Raw genomic sequence first — 16,125 nt, forward strand, 5'->3', positions numbered from 1 at the left:
CCGGGGTTCAGACGGCCTGGGTGGAGTCGCGGACGATCAGTTCGGTGGCGAGCTCGAGGTGGCGGGACTCGATGCGTTCTCCGGCCGCCAGGCGCAGGGCCGTGCGCAGCGCCACCGCGCCCATCTCGCGCAGCGGCTGGCGTACGGTGGTCAGCGCCGGGGCGTGCATGGCGGCGATCTGGGTGTCGTCGAAGCCGACCACGCTGAGGTCCTCGGGAATGCGCAGCCCCTTGCCCCTGGCGACCTGGATGGCGCCGAGCGCGCTCTCGTCGCTGGCGGCGAAGACGGCGGTGGGCGGCTCCGGCAGGTCGAACAGGACGGCGCCCTCGCGCACGCCGTCCTCGAAGCAGTAGCCGGGGGTGCGGACGTACTCGGGGCGCACGGGCACGCCGGCGGCCTCCATGGCGGCGCGGTAGCCGTGCATGCGGGCCTGGTTGGAGGCGGCGTGGGCGGGACCGCCGAGGTAGGCGATGCGGCGGTGGCCGAGCGAGAGCAGGTGCTGGGTGGCGGCCATGCCGCCGGCGAAGTTGGTGGGGCCGACGCTCGTGACGGGGCTCGCGGGCACGTTGAGCGGGTCGATGACGACGATCGGCAGGTTGGCCTCCAGCAGCACGTCGAGCTGGGCCTGGCTGGGCGCGGCGACGAGGGTGATCACGGCGTGCCGTCCCGAGTCGACCAGGCCGCGCGCCCAGGACAGGCCGTCGGACATGTGGTCGGTGCTGGTCACGACGAGGGCGGCGCCGGCCGTGGCCGCCTCCTGCATCGCGCCCATGACGATCTCGGCGGAGTGTCCGCAGAGCCGGCCGTCGAGCTGCAGCTCCACCGTGGTGCCTCGTTTGGCGCGGGCCTGGCGCTGCACGTAGCCGTGCTCGGCCAGCAGCCGCCGCACCAGTGCGCGGGTGGCGGGGGCGACGTCGCCGCGGTCGTTGAGCACCTTCGACACCGTGGCCACGGACACGCCCGCGGCGGCGGCGACGGTGGCCAGGGTGGCCGGTTTGGTCGCGCTCGTCATCGTCGTCTCCTCCTCCGCGGCACCCGTGTGCTGCGGGTCCCTCGATGCCGCGGCATTCACCGTAACGTCGCGCGCGTCCCCGACGCATCCGCGTTCTGCGACGATTTCGAGCAGACGATTCGAGCGGACGATTCCGAGCAGGCGTGCGGAGGATCAGACGGCGGAGGAGGCGCAGGACTGCGCGGGCGGCGCCCCGGACCGTGCGGCGTGCACGGCGTCGGCGGCGCTGTCGTGGACGTTCAGCAGGTCCCACAGGCCGGTGATCTGCAGCAGCCGCGCCGGCATGCCGCGCACGCCCGCCAGGTGCAGCGCCGAGCCCTCCTTCGAGCAGGAGGTGTGCAGGCGTTCGATGACGCGCAGGCCGTTGCTGTCCATGAACGTCAGAAGGGTCAGGTCGAGCACCATCGGCCTGCCGGGAAGCATCCGGCGGCGCAGGTAGGTCTCCAGGCGGGAGGCGTTGGTGATATCCGCCTCGCCGCTCGCTGTGATCAGCACGCCGTCATCCATCGTGTGGCATCCCAAGGTCAGGGGCGATGCGGCGGACTGCCGTCCGCCACCAGACAGGCAAGCGATGAGTACGTGCATGACTTCCTCAGGGGCATGTGACCGGGGGCCGGCTCGCTTCTCCTGCTCTGAAGCATATTACCCGAAATGTAATACCGGAAGCATTCTTCGTATGTGATCATGAGTAGAGGCGCTCGATCACGCTGCGCCGAGCCGCCGCCCGGCAGAAGAGGAGAGAATCAGTGAGCGCATCCGCCGACCGTCAGAACGGCTGGACCTTCCTGACGAACCACGCCCGGGTGCTGCTGGAGATCGCCCGCGCCCCCCAGGCCAGGGTGCGCGACATCGCGGCGAGCATCGGCATCACCGAGCGCGCCGTGCAGGGCATCGTCTCGGATCTGCACCAGGCCGGGTACGTCACGATCGAGCGCGTCGGCCGGCGCAACCAGTACAAGCTCAACCCCGACGGCCGCTTCCGCTACCCGACGGAGGCCGGCCTGCCGGTGCGGCTGCTCATCGACATGTTCGCCGAGCACGACCTGCCGGACCCGGGAGCTCAAAGCACTGGCTGACCGCCGGGGCGCCTCCCTAGTATGCGGATGATGTTGTACTTCGAGGACCCGTACCGCACCGAGGCCGACACCTCCGTGGTGCGGTCCGGCACGGACGACCGCGGCCCGTACGTCGTGCTCGCCGAGCCGCTCTTCTACCCGCAGGGCGGCGGCCAGAAGGGCGACCGCGGGCGGCTGCGCCTCGCCGGCGGCCTCGTGCTCGACGTCGTCGGCACCCGCAAGGCCGAGGACGAGATCCGCCACTACCTCGCCGCCGGCCAGGAGCCGCCCGCGCCCGGCCCGGCCCGCCAGGAGCTGGACTGGCCGTTCCGCTACCACCAGATGCGGCTGCACTCGGCCGCCCACTTCCTGCACGTGGCGCTGGAACGCGAGATCGGCGCGAGCCTGCCCTACCCCGTACGCGCGCCGCTGTCGGAGACCGGCGGCGAGTGTCACTACGCCTTCGCCGGCCGCTTCGGCCCCGACCAGCTCGAACGCGCCGTCAAGGCGGCCAACGCGCACACCGCCCAGGGCCATCCGATCGTCACCAGGGCAGATGAGGAGCGCGGCCCCGGCATGCGCTCGTGGCACTGCGCCGGCGACACCGTGGCCTGTGGCGGGCTGCACCCGCGCGACTCGTCCGAGGTCGGTGACATCACGGCGAGCATGCGGATCAAGCGCGGCAAGACACTGGTGTCGTTCGCACTCGCCCACCCCTGAGCGCCCCTGAGCACCCCTGAGCGCCCCTGGCGTCTGTCCGCGCCCTCGCGCGCCTGCTTCCGGCACGCCCCTCACGCGGCCGCCGGCGGCTTCTTACCATCCGGCGTTTCGTGACGCGCTTCTGCCGGAGTTTCACGCACCCCTTTCGCCCCGCCATATCCCGACTTTTATCGATTTCCAGCGAAAGGGTATGGGCAAGTCATAAATCCGGGCTTACATTACGACGCAGAGCAGCGTTATCCCCCGTACTTACCGATTCACGAGACCCGGCATCCGCCGACGGCCGGCCCGGCGGTGCCGCACCCCCACCGCGCCGCACCATGGGCGCCCTCTCGAGATGGGATAAGTCATGCGGAGATCACCCCTCTTATCCGCTGCGCTGATCATCGCGCTCTCCTTCCTGACCGCTCCCGCACGCGCGAACGACGACCTGCCGCCGCAGGAGCCCGGCGTCACGCTGCGCACGTACGACGTCCAGATCGAGCTGTCCCGGTTATGCACGCTCAAGCCCGGCCAGACGCCGAACGTGGACAAGCTGATGCCCACGATCGACTGGACGTCCGACGCCGACTTCGGCCTCACCGACATGTTCGTCACCGAGGTGACCGGCTATCTGCACACGCCGTCCGCCGGGACGTACGAGTTCCGGCTCACCAGCGACGACGGCTCCCGGCTGACCATCGGCGACACCGCCGTGATCGTCAACGACGGACGACACGCCCCGGTCTCGGTCGACGGTACGATCACGCTGACCGAGGGCCATCACCCGCTGCGCATCGACCACTTCGAGCACCTGTACGGCCAGCAGCTCAAGCTGGAGTGGAAGCCGCCGGGCGCCCAGGCGTTCACGCTGGTGCCGACCGAGGCGCTGAGCACGGACGCCGACGTGGTGCGGGTGACCTCCCCTGGCCGCAAGGAGTGCGAGAGCGGCGCCGACTCCCCCGGCGACGGGCTGCCGCTGCGGGACGTGCACCCCGACTACACGCTCACCGACCTGCGGCCGGCCGGGTTCGAGCCGCAGGTGAGCGCGATGGACTGGCTGCCTGACGGGCGGCTGGCGATCACCACGTGGGGCGGCTCGGAGACCAGGCTCGGCGAGGTGTACCTGCTCAGCGGCGTGACCGGCGCGACCTCACCCGAGAAGGTGACGGCCAAGAAGATCGCCGAGGGGCTGCAGGAGCCCATGGGCATCAAGTACGTGGACGGCAAGCTGTACGTGTCGGAGAAATCCCGCCTTGTCGAGCTGAACGACACCGATGGCGACGAGGTCATCGACGACTACCGAACCGTCGCGACCTGGCCGTTCGGCGGGAACTTCCACGAGTTCGCCTTCGGCCTGCTCTACCGCGACGGCCACTTCTACCTGAACCTGTCGGTGGCCATCGACTACGGCGGGGCCACCACCGTCCCGCAGCCGGCCCGCGACCGGGGCGTCACGATCAAGGTCAGCGAGAAGACCGGGAAGATCGAATACCTCGCGGGCGGCCTGCGCACCCCGAACGGCATCGGCTGGGGACCGGGCGACGACCTGTTCGTGCTGGACAACCAGGGCGGCTGGCTGCCGGCGTCGAAGCTCGTGCACATCGAGAAGGGCCGCTTCTTCAACCACTACACGACGCCGGAGGGCCCGTTCGACGCGAACGCGGTGACCCCGCCGGTGCTGTGGCTGCCGCACAACGAGATCGCCAACTCCCCTAGCACGCCGGCGCTGATGAAGCGCGGCAGGTACGCGGGGCAGCTGCTGTTCGGCGACGTCACCTACGGCGGGATCCAGCGCGCGTACCTGGAGAAGGTGAACGGCGCCTACCAGGGCGCGGTGTTCCGCTTCACCCAGGGCCTGGAGGCGGGGGTGAACCGGATCAGCCTCGGCCCTGACGGCGCCATCTACGCGGGCGGCCTGGGCGCGGGCGGCAACTGGGGGCAGCCGGGCAAGCTCACGTACGGGCTGCAGAAGCTGACGCCCGGCGAGGAGAAGGCGTTCGACATGCTGAAGATGCGGGCCATCGAGGGCGGCTTCGAGCTGGAGTACACCGAGCCGCTGTCGGCGGAGACGGCCGCGTCGCTCGCGAGCCGCTACCGGCTCACCCAGTGGCGGTACGTCGCCGCCGTCACCTACGGCGGCCCGAAGGTGGACGAGGAGCCGCTGACCGTCACCTCGGCGAAGGCGAAGGGCAGGAAGGTCACGCTGAAGGTCGCGGGCCTGAAGCCGGGGCGGGTGGTGCACCTGCGCTCGCCGCGCCCGTTCACCTCGGCGTCGGGGCGGCCGCTGTGGAGCACGGAAGCCTGGTACACGCTCAACTCGCTGCCCGGCGCCACGACCACGGAGACCACGGAGACGCTGTACGAGGCGGAGAGCGCGGCGCAGAGCGGCGGCGCGACGTTCAACACCGACCACCGCTCCTACTCGGGTGCCGGTTTCGTGGACGGCTACTGGAACGAGGGGGCCACGACGCGGTTCGCCGTACGGGTGCGCGAGCCCGGCACGTACCACGTGGGCCTGCGCTACTCCAACGGCCCCGACCCGTCGCCCGGCACCAAGTCCTTGACCGTGTACGTCAACGGCACCAAGGTCCGGCAGGTGCCGCTGCCGTCCACGGGCACCTGGGACCTGTGGGCCACCAGGGTCGAGCCGCTGGCGCTGAAGGCGGGCGTCAACACCATCGCCTACCGGTACGATCCCGGCGACGCGGGCAACGTCAACCTCGACGCGATCACCGTGGCCGCCCGCCCGGTGCTGGAGGCGGAGCGGGCCACGCTGCGCGGCGGCGCGACCGTCAGCAGCGCGCACCGGGGCTTCACCGGCACGGGCTTCGTCGACGGGTACACCAAGCCGGGCGCGAGCACGTCGTTCACGGTGCGGGCCGAGAGCGCCGGCACGTACAACGTGGGCCTGCGCTACGCGGCGGAGTCCACCACGTCAGTGAGCGTGCACGTCAACGGCAAGAAGGTCAGGCAGGTACGGCTGGCCGCCACCGGCGGTCGGGACGCCTGGGCGGTGCAGGCCGAGCCGCTGCGGCTGCGGCGCGGCACGAACACCGTCACCTACCGCTACGACGCCGGTGACGGCGGGAACGCCGGGCTCGACCACATCACGGTGGCCAGGGCCGAGCGGATCACGCTGTTCGACGGCTCTCACCTCGCGGCGTGGGAGAAGCGGTCGGGCGGGGCGGCGACGTGGCCGGTCGCGGGCGGCTCGATGGAGTCGTACGGCGGCGACATCCAGACCCGGCGCACGTTCGGCGACTTCCGCCTGCACGTCGAGTGGTACGAGCCGGACTACCCGCCGGACGTGACCGGCCAGCAGCGCGGCAACAGCGGCGTCTACCTCCAGGAACGCTACGAGGTGCAGGTGCTGGAGTCGTACGGCGACACCACGCCGGCGGCCGATGAGGCGGGCGCGATCTACTCCAAGCGCGCACCCGACCGCAACATGGCCACCGCGCCCGGCACGTGGCAGACGTACGACATCACCTTCCGCGCGGCCCGCTACACCGGCACGGGCGAGAAGGTGGACGACGCGCGGGTCACCGTCGTCTGGAACGGCACGGTGGTGCACGACGACGTCGCCATCGACGGCGGCACCGGCGACAGCATCCCCGAGAACGCGGCCGAAGCCGGCATCCGCCTCCAGGACCACGGCGACCCCGGCGAGAACCCCCGCTTCCGCGACATCTGGATCGAACCCGTCACCTGACCCCGGTGAATGCGTGAGCCGCCCGCCCCGCCGAGGGCCGGGCGGCTCACGCCTTGGGGCCCGCCGCACGGGCCGCTGCGGCTCTGTCCTGGCGGGCGACTCTCGCTGGATGAGCGCCCCTCGCTGGGTGAGCGGCTCTCGCTGGGTGGGCCAGGGGCTTCGCCGGACGGGCCCGTGCGGCTTGTGCCGGGCGGCCGGGCCGGGCTGGCAGCGGGCTCTTGCCGGGCCGGGCACCTGAGCCGATCATCAAGGCAGCACCCCCGCCCCTCCAGGAGGAAGCCCATGATCCGCCGCCTGCTGCCCGCCACCGTCCTTGCCGTGGCCGCCGTCACGGCCGTCACCGCGAGCCCCGCCGAAGCCCGCGCCTGCAAGATCGGCCATGCCTGCGTCACCGTCTTCTACAGCGACTCCACCAAGACCACCGTGGTCGGCGAGAAGTACGAGGAGTGCGACGGAAGGGTGGACTCGTGGGGCGTCCGCACCGGCTACCTCGACTTCTACGAGAGCCCGTGCTGACCGGCTGACCACGAGGACCTTCACCCGGGGGCCGGGGGCTGCGGTCGGCCCCCGGCCTGGCGGATCAGAGGTCGCGGACGCTCAGCGGGTCAGAGGTCGCGGGCGCTCCGCGGGTCAGAGGTCGCGGACGCTCCGCGGGTCAGAGGTCGCGGGCGCTCCGCGGGTCAGAGGTCGCGGGCGCTCCGCCGCCTCACGGGGAGCGTCACTCCGGGAGCGTCGCGGGGATGACGGCCGTGATCACGAAGGTGCCGTCCGGGCGGCGCTCCTGGTGGAACTCGCCGCCCAGCGCCTCCACCCGCGCCCGCACCCCCGCCAAGTCCTGCCCGGTCGCGGCGTGGAAGACCGCGCCGTCGGTGCGCACCCGCAGGGTGACCTCCCGTACGCCGTGCCGCACCTCGACCGACGTACGGCTACCGGGCGCGTACCGGAGCGCGTCGACGAGGGCCGCCTGGATGACCCGGTAGGCGACGAGTTCGGCGGCGCGGGAGGACGGCGCCGCCTGTCCCGCCTCGGCGAACTCCACCGGCTGCCCGGCCCGGCGCATCTCCTCGACCAGCGCGTGCAGGTCACCATCGCAGGGCGCCCCGATCTCAAGCCCGCCGGCCCGATCGGAGGAAACCACGGCGGCGCCCAAGCCGACGGACTCGGCCGCCATGACGGTCCCCGCGCCGGCGGCTCCCGGAATCCCAGCCGCTCCGGGCCTCCCGGTGAAGCCCGAACCAGACATCCCAGCCGCTCCCGGCATCCCGATGAAGCCCGAACCAGACATCCCGGTGCTGTCCGGATCAGGCATCCCGGTGCCGCCCGGACCAGCGGTGCCCGGCCTCCCGATGGCGCCAGGGGTCGCGGTCCCGAACGTCCCCGTGCTGCTCGGACCAGCGGCTCCGGATGTCCCGGCGGCGTCCGGGGCGGCCGGTTGGGGTGGGATGACGGCGGTCTCCGCGTTCTGGGCGGCGGAGGTGAGCGCTCCTCTCGTGGCTTCACCGACCGCGGCCCTGCCCGGGCCGGGGTCGTAGGCGAGCAGGCCGTACAGGTATCGCAGGTCGGCGATGGCCCGTCGGCCGGTGTCGGTGACGGCGGTCAGGGCGGCGTCGAGGCGTTCCGGGGTGCCGGTCAGGTAGCGGGCCGCCTCCGCCTGCACGATCATCGCCGCCACCTGGTGGGTCACGACGTCGTGGAGGTCGCGGACGATCCGGTGGCGTTCGGCGTCCCAGGCGGACGCGGCGTCGCCCGCCCCTGCGGCCTCGGTGCCGCCGGCGGCAGCGTCGGCCTCGGTGGGCGGGGTGCTTTCACGGCGGGGTTCGATGGTCAAGGCACTTTCCGGGCGATCGTGGGCGGTGGATGCGCGGTGTGCGGCGGCGAGAGCGCTGTCAGAACGGCGCTCGGGGGCCGGAGCGGGCTCAGGAGGACGATCAGGGGCGGGTTCAGTGCGATGTGCGGCGAGGGCCCGGCGCGGGCGCAGCCACCCGCTGATCCCCCACATGCCGGCCAGCATCAGACAGAGCACGACGAATCCCTCTTCGGGCCGCACCGAGCGGACCCGCATCACGCCGCTCACCAGAGGTACGCGGGGGTAAGGCCGATCGGCAGACCCACTCCCAGGATCGGCGTGCGGAGCGCCATCCCCGGCGCCGCCCCCGCGATGGCGCTGCCCACGAAGGAGGCCGCCGCGACGGCCACGAGTTGCGTCAACAATCGCATGACAACTCCCAGACGAGATCCGATCGGCCCCTAGCGGCCTCAGGAAAAACGCTAGAGATCGGGGAGTCGCCGATCGTCACCGTAGGGAGGACATTCGCGGGTAGCTCGCACGGGGGACAGCGCTTTTGGCAGAGTCTTCTCCGTGCCTATGAACGATATGCCGGATTGGCTGCCGGACTGGTGTCGCGCCCACCTCGGCAGCGAACCCGCGGGTGTGCTGTTCCGGCTGCAGCAGACGTCGATGGTGTTCGGCCTGCGGCTGGCCGACGGCGCCGACGTGGTGGTGAAGGCCCGTCCCGGCACCGGACGGGCGGCGTCGTGCGTCGCGGCGCAGGCCAGGCTCGCCGAACGCGGCTTTCCGTGCGCGCGGCCGTTGACGCCGGTGGTGGAGGTGGAGTCGCTGGCCGTGCACGCCGAGGAGTTCCGGCCCGGGGGCGAGGTGTGAGCAGGCGCAAGCGGCTGCTGGCGACCGGCCTGCCACGCGTGCTGGGACACGCCGACTTCGAGGCGCAGAACCTCCGCTGGCAGGACGGGCGGCTGTGGACGGTGCACGACTGGGACAGTCTCGCCTGGCAGCCGGAGGCGGCGCTGGTGGGTGCGGCGAGCGGGATGTTCGCCGGCTCGGGGCAGCCGACGCTGGCCCCGATCGAGAGCTCGCAAGCCTTCCTCGCGGCCTATCAGGAGGCGAGGGGGCGGGCGTTCACCGGCGAGGAGCGTGAGGTCGCCTGGGCGGCGAGCCTGTGGACCGCCGCGCACAACGCCCGCTACGAGGCCCTGTACGGTCACACGCCGGTCTCCGGCGACGCGGTCCGCGCCCAGGCCGCAGAACGCCTCCGCCGCGCGAACGCCTGACGCCCCCTCGGGCTCCGGCGTTCGGCGAGGTCACGCCGGCCTCAGGGTCTGGACGGCTGCCGCCGGGACCGATCACCGAGCTCTGGTAGGTCGCGTTCGGCGGGAGGTCGCGCAGGCTTGGCCGGCATTCATGCGGCGGCCGCGGTGCGGTAGGCGTGCGCGAGGAAGCGCGCCGCGTCGTCGAGCGCCTCCCCTGCCTCCTCCACCAGGGCGGTGTGGTGCTGGAAGACGTGCGACAGGCCGCCCCAGACGCGCAGCGTCACGTCCACGCCGTCCGCCGCCGCGCGGCCGGCAAGGCGTACCGAGTCGTCCAGCAGCAGCTCGCTCGACCCGGCCTGGACTAGCAGCGGCGGCAGCCCCGTCAGGTCGGCGAGCGCGGGGCTGGCCAGCGGCGCGGCCGGGTCGCCCGCGCCCAGGTAGTGGGTGCGGTAGCCCTCCAGGTCGGCGCGGGCGAAGATGGGATCGGCCCCCAGCTTCTCCTCGATGCTGGCCCCGGTCAGCGTCAGGTCGGTCCACGGGGAGAACAGCACGGCTCCCGCCGGCATCGGCAGCCCGGCGCCGCGGGCCGCGAGCAGCGTCGCGACGGACAGCCCGCCGCCCGCCGAGTCGCCGCCCAGCGCGATGGCGGCCGGGCTCGTGCCGCCATCCAGCAGCTCGCGGTAGGCGGCCAGGGCGTCGTCCACCGCCGCGGGGAACGGATGCTCGGGAGCGAGCCGGTAGTCCAGCGAGACGATCCTGATGCGGGCGCGTCTGGCCAGCTCGCCGGTGAGGGCGGCGTGCGTGCGCGGTGAGCCGATGACGTAGCCGCCGCCGTGCAGGTACAGCACCATCGCGTCACCGGCCACATCGGCGGGCGTGAACTCCAGCGCCGGGCGGCCGGCGAGCGTGGTCTCGCGGACGGCCACGCCGTCGGGGGCCTGGGCGTCGAAGAGCGCGGCGAAGTCCGCACGGGCCTGCTCGACAGTGGTGATCTGCGCCTTGGGCGCGTTGCGCAGCAGGGCGTCCAGCTCCTGGCGCTGCTGACGGCTCATCGGTGACCTTTCGTCCGGGAGATCACGGGGATGCCAGACGCAACACGCCGCTCGGCGGCGGCATTCCGCGCGGCGCGGTCACCGGACGAAACGACTGGTCACGCCGGTCGCCAGGCGGAGGGCGTCCTTGATCGCGGCGCCGGCGTCGGCGATCGGGTAGAGCACGTGGCGGATCGTCCGGCGAGCGTCGGCGACGATGACGGCGGGCTTGAGGTGCAGCGTGTGACCGGTACGGAACGTCGGCAGCCGCAGCGCGGCGCACAGCGTCAGCTCGGCGTCCGACAGCACCGGGAACGCCCGCCCCGGACCCGACTCCCTCGCAGCACGCGACTCCGCATCCGGCCGCCCCGCACCCGACGCCTCCGCGCCCGGCAGCTCCGTAGGCGCCTCCGCACCTGACGCGTCCGCGCCCGGCGGCTCGCCCGGCTCCCGCGTGGTGACCGCACGCACCGCCACCCCGGCCTCGGCGAACGCGGCGGCCGACGCACCCAGCGCACCCAGAAATGCGGCCAGCGCATCACCGGGAGCGGCGAGGAGGACCGTGACGCGGGCATCGGAGGCCACCACGTCCAGCCCGCCCTTCTCGGCCGCAACCACGTCCAGCCCGCCATCCCCGGCGACCTCGCCACCACCTATCACCGGCAGCGCCAGCGGATGCGGAACGGCGGTGCCGACCAGACCGTGCATGCGGTCGATCTCGGTGGGCGTCGCGCCGGGGCCAGAAGTGCCGTCGCCGAGGACGAAGCGTTCACCCCAGTCCTGCAGCCCGGCCAGCACCGGGGCGAGCGCCCGGCCGGCCGCCGTCAGCCGGTACTCGTAGCGGGTGGGCCGCTGCTGGTACGGCCGCCGTTCGAGCACCCCGTTGTCGAGCAGGTGCTTCAGCCGTTCGGCGAGCACCCGGCGCGAGATGCCCAGCTCCGCGTGCAGGTCGTCGAAACGGTGGCGGCCACGGGTGACCTCGCGCACGATGAGCAGGCTCCACCACTCCCCCACCACCGCCGCGGCCTGCGCGATCGCGCATCCGGCGTCCTGCTCCCGCAGCTCCCGTGCCACCAGCTCGCCTCCTAGCCCGCTTTCAAAGGGGGTACGGAATGGCGCCCGCGCCCGGAGCAAGTGTAAGTTCCTTCCTGGAACTGAGTGAGTTCCGATCTGAAATCCACGCAGACGGGACCTCTGACGCAGGGGGTAGGCAGACATGACGACAATCGTCCGGGTGGCGGGCCGGGAGATCCTCGACAGCCGGGGCAATCCGACCGTGGAAGTGGACGTCATCCTGGAGGACGGTTCACTGGGCCGCGCGGCCGTGCCTTCCGGCGCGTCGACGGGCACGAACGAGGCGGTGGAGCGGCGCGACGGCGACCCGCGCCGCTTCCACGGCAAGGGCGTGCGCCGCGCGATCGAGTCGGTCACCGGGGAGATCGCCGCGGCCGTCACCGGCATGGACGCCGAGGACCAGGCGGCCGTGGACGAGGCGATGATCGCGCTCGACGGCACCCCGGGCAAGTCCAGGCTCGGCGCGAACGCGCTGCTCGGCGTCTCGCTGGCCACGGCCAAGGCCGCCGCGGCCTCGCATCGGCTGCCGCTCTACCGCTACCTCGACCCGGAAGCGGCGCTGCTGCCGCTGCCGATGATGAACATCATCAACGGCGGCGCGCACGCCGACAATCCGCTCGACTTCCAGGAGTTCATGATCGCGCCGGTGGGCGCGACGACGTTCGCCGACGCCGTACGGATGGGCTCGGAGGTCTTCCACACCCTGCGCGCCACGCTCAAGAAGGCCGGCCACCACACCGGCGTCGGCGACGAGGGCGGCTTCGCCCCCGACCTGCGCACCGCCGAGGAGGCGCTCGACCTCATCGTCACCGCGATCTCCGACGCCGGCTACTCCCCCGGCACGCACATCGCCGTCATGCTCGACCCGGCCGCGTCGGAGTTCTACCGCGACGGCGCCTACCACTACGCGGGCGAGGGCGTGCGGCGCACCGTCGAGGAGCACGCCGCCTACCTGTCGAGGCTCGTCTCCGCCTACCCCATCGTGTCCATCGAGGACCCCATGGCCCAGGACGACACCGAGGGCTGGCGGCTGGTCACCCGCGAGCTGGGCGCGACCTGCCGGCTCGTCGGCGACGACGTCTTCTGCACCAACGCCGCGCTGCTGCGCGCGGGCATCGACGCCGGCATCGCGAACTCCATCCTGGTCAAGGTCAACCAGATCGGCACGCTCACCGAGATGCTGGACACGGTGCGGACCGCCGAGGAGGCCGGGTACGGGGTCGTGATGTCGCACCGTTCGGGCGAGACCGAGGACACCACGATCGCCGACCTCGCCGTGGCCGCCGGCTGCGGCCAGATCAAGACCGGCTCGCTGTCCCGCTCCGAGCGGACCGCCAAGTACAACCAGCTCATCCGCATCGAGGAGGAGCTCGGCACGGAGGCCCGCTACGCCGGACGCTCGGCGCTCAAAAGCGGCTGAACCTCCGCACTCGGCGCGCAAGCGCAAGGGCGGCTGAACCCCCGCGCCCGGCCCGCATGAGCAGCAGAACCACCGCGCCCGGCCCGCAAGGGCGGCTGAGCCCCTCGCGTCAGCGGCCCTTACGGGCCGACGCGCGCCTGCGGTAGGCGGCGACCTTGTGCCGGTTGAGGCAGGTGGCCGAGCAGAACCGGCGCTGCCCCGCAGGCGAGGAGTCGGTGAAGACGTCGGCGCACCTGGCCGCCTGGCAGATGCCGAGCCGGGCCTGCCCGTGGGTCATGAGCCAGGCGAGCAGGCAGGTGGCCAGCGCGGCGGGCAGCACGTCGGCGGGGTCGCCGACCGTCCAGCGCAGGCCGCCGGGGGCGGCGACGGGCAGCGGACGTACGGCGCGCAGCAGGGCGTTCAGCTCGTCGAGCGCCCGGCCGTCACGCGCGGCGGCGAAGACGGGGAAGACGGCGTTCGCCGCCTTGACGAGGTCGCCGCCCGCGGGCAGCGGCAGGCCGTCGGGCCAGTCCAGCAGGGGGGCCGGGTCGGGATACGGTGTCTCCTGCTCGCCCGCGGCCTCGCGCGGCGGGTCGGCGTACTCGTTGACGAACGCGACGACGTGGCTCACGTCAAACGCGGGAACGACCGGCACCCGCACAGTGTAACCGGAACACGCGAATCTGAGGGTTACACGAGGGCCGCGTGGCCGCGCGTGCGACCCCCTGTTGTGGGCAGCTGACCAGCATGGGGGACGGTCACGTCTGCGGCAGGCCACGGGTGGCGGTGTCGAGCTGCCTGCTCGGCGAGCCGGTACGGCACAACGGCGGCCACAGCCGCAGCCGTTACCTCACCGACGAGCTGGCGCCGTTCGTCGACTGGGTGCCGCTCTGCCCGGAGATGGAGATCGGCCTCGGCGCGCCCCGCGAGGCGCTGCGCCTGGAGCGCTCGCCCTCCGGCCCCCGGCTGATGACCAGGCGCAGCCGCCGCGACCTGACCCCCGCCATGGCGGAGCTGGCGGCCGAGCGGTCGGCGGGGCTGGCCGCCGACGGTTACGTGTTCAAGGCCAAGAGCCCGAGCTGCGGCATCCACGGCATCCCGCTCTACGCCGGCGACGCCGCGGTGACCCGGCAGCAGCGCGGCATGTTCGCCGACGCGGTGATCGAGGCCCACCCGCTGCTGCCGGTCGAGGACGACGGCCGGCTGAACGACCCGGTGCGGCGGGAGGCGTTCACCGAGCGGATCTTCGCGCACGCCCGGCTGCGCGAGCTGCTGGCAGGACCGTGGCGGCCGCGCGACCTGATGGCGTTCCAGGCCCGGCACAAGATGCAGCTGCTCGCCCACAGCACCGAGGGCTACCGGGAGACCGGCAGGGTCGCGGCGCAGGCCGGCGTCCGGCCGCGCGAGGAGGTGGCCGCGGCCTACAGCGCGGCGTTCCGCTCGGCGCTCGCGGTGCCTGCGACGGTCGGGCGGCACGTGAACGTGCTCCAGCATTGCCTGGGCATGATCGGCGACGGGCTGGACCCGGTGCGCCGCGCCGACGTGGCCGAGGTCATCGCCTCCTACCAGGCGCGCCGGGTGGCGCTCAGCGTGCCGCTCGCGCTGCTGCGCCACCACGCCAGGGGCGCGGCGGCCACGTACGTGGCGGAGCAGACGTACTTCGAGCCCTATCCGGAGGAGCTGTGCCTGCGTAACCATGTCGTCTGAGGCGCGTATGCGGTAGAATGATCATGTCCCGAGCGGTCCGCCGCCCGGGATTCTCCGTTTCATGTCTTCTTCTTTCCGCATCGTGCTGGGCGCGGCCGTGCCGCTGCTGCTGTCCATGAGCGCCGGCATCGTCGCGCAGCTTCTCGGCACCTCTCTGCTCGGCCGCCACGCGACCGCGGACTTGGCGGCGTTCGCGCTGGCGAGCGCCGTGCTCAACCCGGTGAACGCCGCGGTGGCGGGCGGGCTGCGCGGTCTGTCGCCGTTCGCCGCCGCCTGCCGGGAGCGTCCCGCCGAGGCGGTGGCGGTGCTGAAGGACGCGCGCTGGCTCGCGCTCGCTCTCGGGTCCGCGGGTGCCTGCGTGATGCTCGCCGTCCCCCTCATCGCGCGGGCCGGGGGTGCGCCTGAGGCGGCGGTCGCCGGGCTGGGCGCGCTGCCCGCGCTGCTGGCGGCGCAGGTGCTGCTGTCGGCGGCGGGCGGCGGCGCGGCAGGCATGCTGGTCGCGCTGCGGCACAGCGGGAAGGTGCTGTGGTCCGGGCTGGCGGGCACGGCGGCGCAGGTCGTCCTGCTGCTCGCGCTCGTGCCTCCGTACGGCGTGCCGGGCACCGGCGTGGCGATGGTGGCCGCCACCGCCGTGCACGTCGCGGTCTCCAACCTGCTGCTGCGGCGGCTGCCGGAGCTGGCGGGGCAGTCGTGGTGGCCGGGGCGGCCGCGCGTGCGGCGGATCGTGCGGATGGCCGGGGTGGGGCTGCCGCTGTCGGCCACGCTGATCGTCAAGTTCACGGTGATGGGCGGTGTCGCGTACGCCGCCGCGGCACCGGCGTGCAGCAGGCCGCCGCTCACGCGATCCTGCTCTCGCTCGACGGCTTCCTGGGGCTCGCGGCGGCGTCCGCCGCGCGGGCGGTGACGCCCGAGGTGGCGCGGGCGACGTCGGCCCGCGAGGCCAGGCGGCTCGTCGTGGCGGCCGTCACGGTCGGCGCGGCCGGGGTGCTCGCGGGCGGGGCGGCGCTGCTCGTCGCGGGCGAGGCGGTGCTGCGGCTGTTCACGCGGGACGCGGCCGTGCTCGCCCTGGCCTCGGGGCTGTCGCCGCTGCTCGTGGGGTTCGCGCTGGCGAACGGCTGCGCGATCGTCACCGCGTACGGGCTGGTCGGACTCAAACGCTCGACCTGGCAACTCGCCGCGGTCGGCACCGGCTACGGCCTGCTCGCCCTGGCCGTGATCCCGGTGTCCGGCACCTGGGGGCTGGCCGGGCTGTGGGCCGCCATGACCGCGACCGGCGCGCTCATCTGGGTGCTGCAGATCACCGGATTCGTCCGGCACAGCGCCGCCATCGCGCCCGCCGCGGCCTAGGATCGGAAGATCAACTGATCATGCCGGCCGGTCCCCAC

At 72.9% G+C, this 16,125-nt stretch carries 16 protein-coding genes and 1 pseudogene; 10 read left to right on the forward strand and 7 right to left on the reverse strand.

Translation table 11 applies throughout. The features are described from left to right. Positions 1–7 precede the first annotated feature (7 nt). Together AB0K67_RS32690 and AB0K67_RS32695 are read right to left on the reverse strand one after the other, a co-directional pair. Entirely contained in the window at positions 8–1,012 is a 1,005-nt protein-coding gene (locus AB0K67_RS32690; RefSeq protein ID WP_364067972.1) for a substrate-binding domain-containing protein, read from the reverse strand. A 153-nt stretch (positions 1,013–1,165) separates the two neighbouring features. Beyond that, positions 1,166–1,597 (reverse strand): STAS domain-containing protein, encoded by a 432-nt coding sequence (locus AB0K67_RS32695; protein ID WP_364067973.1) that lies wholly within the window; start codon positions 1,595–1,597, stop codon positions 1,166–1,168. A gap of 161 nt (positions 1,598–1,758) precedes the next feature. On the opposite strand from AB0K67_RS32695, the gene AB0K67_RS32700 reads away from it, so the two are divergent. From AB0K67_RS32700 to AB0K67_RS32715, 4 genes are all read left to right on the forward strand, one after another. Beyond that, on the forward strand, positions 1,759–2,088 hold the full coding sequence (locus AB0K67_RS32700; protein WP_364067974.1) for a helix-turn-helix domain-containing protein: 330 nt from the start codon (positions 1,759–1,761) through the stop codon (positions 2,086–2,088). Between the two features lie 21 nt (positions 2,089–2,109). Beyond that, a complete protein-coding gene (locus AB0K67_RS32705) occupies positions 2,110–2,787 on the forward strand; it encodes an alanyl-tRNA editing protein (protein ID WP_364067975.1) in 678 nt (225 codons plus the stop codon). A gap of 349 nt (positions 2,788–3,136) precedes the next feature. Beyond that, positions 3,137–6,481 carry a family 16 glycoside hydrolase gene (locus AB0K67_RS32710; protein WP_364067976.1) on the forward strand — a complete coding sequence of 1,115 codons (3,345 nt, stop codon included), beginning with the start codon at positions 3,137–3,139 and terminating at the stop codon, positions 6,479–6,481. A gap of 282 nt (positions 6,482–6,763) precedes the next feature. After that, complete coding sequence (locus AB0K67_RS32715; protein ID WP_364067977.1) at positions 6,764–6,997, forward strand: DUF6289 family protein; 234 nt, start codon at positions 6,764–6,766, stop codon at positions 6,995–6,997. 1,018 nt (positions 6,998–8,015) lie between these two features. Here AB0K67_RS32715 and AB0K67_RS32720 read toward each other — a convergent pair. After that, positions 8,016–8,204 (reverse strand): annotated as a pseudogene (locus AB0K67_RS32720) (histidine kinase dimerization/phosphoacceptor domain-containing protein); the annotation flags it as partial. 347 nt (positions 8,205–8,551) lie between these two features. Then, a complete protein-coding gene (locus AB0K67_RS32725) occupies positions 8,552–8,698 on the reverse strand; it encodes a hypothetical protein (protein ID WP_364067978.1) in 147 nt (48 codons plus the stop codon). Positions 8,699–8,840: 142 nt separating this feature from the next. On the opposite strand from AB0K67_RS32725, the gene AB0K67_RS32730 reads away from it, so the two are divergent. Then, complete coding sequence (locus AB0K67_RS32730) at positions 8,841–9,143, forward strand: hypothetical protein (RefSeq protein ID WP_364067979.1); 303 nt, start codon at positions 8,841–8,843, stop codon at positions 9,141–9,143. Then, a complete protein-coding gene (locus AB0K67_RS32735) occupies positions 9,140–9,550 on the forward strand; it encodes a hypothetical protein (protein ID WP_364067980.1) in 411 nt (136 codons plus the stop codon). Before AB0K67_RS32730 ends, AB0K67_RS32735 begins: the two co-directional genes overlap by 4 nt. 128 nt (positions 9,551–9,678) lie before the next feature. On the opposite strand, the gene AB0K67_RS32740 is transcribed toward AB0K67_RS32735, so the two are convergent. Next, entirely contained in the window at positions 9,679–10,581 is a 903-nt protein-coding gene (locus tag AB0K67_RS32740) for an alpha/beta hydrolase (RefSeq protein WP_364067981.1), read from the reverse strand. A 78-nt stretch (positions 10,582–10,659) separates the two neighbouring features. Beyond that, complete coding sequence (locus AB0K67_RS32745) at positions 10,660–11,634, reverse strand: helix-turn-helix domain-containing protein (RefSeq protein ID WP_364067982.1); 975 nt, start codon at positions 11,632–11,634, stop codon at positions 10,660–10,662. A 142-nt stretch (positions 11,635–11,776) separates the two neighbouring features. On the opposite strand from AB0K67_RS32745, the gene eno reads away from it, so the two are divergent. Further along, entirely contained in the window at positions 11,777–13,054 is a 1,278-nt protein-coding gene (eno, locus tag AB0K67_RS32750) for a phosphopyruvate hydratase (RefSeq protein ID WP_364067983.1), read from the forward strand. A 109-nt stretch (positions 13,055–13,163) separates the two neighbouring features. Here eno and AB0K67_RS32755 read toward each other — a convergent pair whose 3' ends face one another. Continuing rightward, entirely contained in the window at positions 13,164–13,688 is a 525-nt protein-coding gene (locus AB0K67_RS32755; RefSeq protein WP_364067984.1) for a CGNR zinc finger domain-containing protein, read from the reverse strand. Between the two features lie 92 nt (positions 13,689–13,780). On the opposite strand from AB0K67_RS32755, the gene AB0K67_RS32760 reads away from it, so the two are divergent. The 3 genes from AB0K67_RS32760 to AB0K67_RS32770 all read left to right on the forward strand — a co-directional run bounded on the left by AB0K67_RS32760 (position 13,781) and on the right by AB0K67_RS32770 (position 16,087). Then, the gene (locus AB0K67_RS32760) at positions 13,781–14,740 is read left to right on the forward strand and encodes a DUF523 and DUF1722 domain-containing protein (RefSeq protein WP_364067985.1); all 960 of its coding nucleotides are present in this window, start codon (positions 13,781–13,783) and stop codon (positions 14,738–14,740) included. A 61-nt stretch (positions 14,741–14,801) separates the two neighbouring features. Then, positions 14,802–15,644: a hypothetical protein gene (locus AB0K67_RS32765; protein ID WP_364067986.1), complete on the forward strand. Its 843-nt coding sequence runs from the start codon at positions 14,802–14,804 to the stop codon at positions 15,642–15,644. Next, positions 15,560–16,087: an MATE family efflux transporter gene (locus AB0K67_RS32770; RefSeq protein ID WP_364067987.1), complete on the forward strand. Its 528-nt coding sequence runs from the start codon at positions 15,560–15,562 to the stop codon at positions 16,085–16,087. The genes AB0K67_RS32765 and AB0K67_RS32770 overlap by 85 nt, the downstream gene beginning before the upstream one ends. The last annotated feature ends 38 nt before the right edge of the window (positions 16,088–16,125 follow it).

The organism is Nonomuraea sp. NPDC052634 (assembly GCF_040678535.1).
GTDB classification, from domain to species: Bacteria; Actinomycetota; Actinomycetes; order Streptosporangiales; family Streptosporangiaceae; genus Nonomuraea; species Nonomuraea fastidiosa.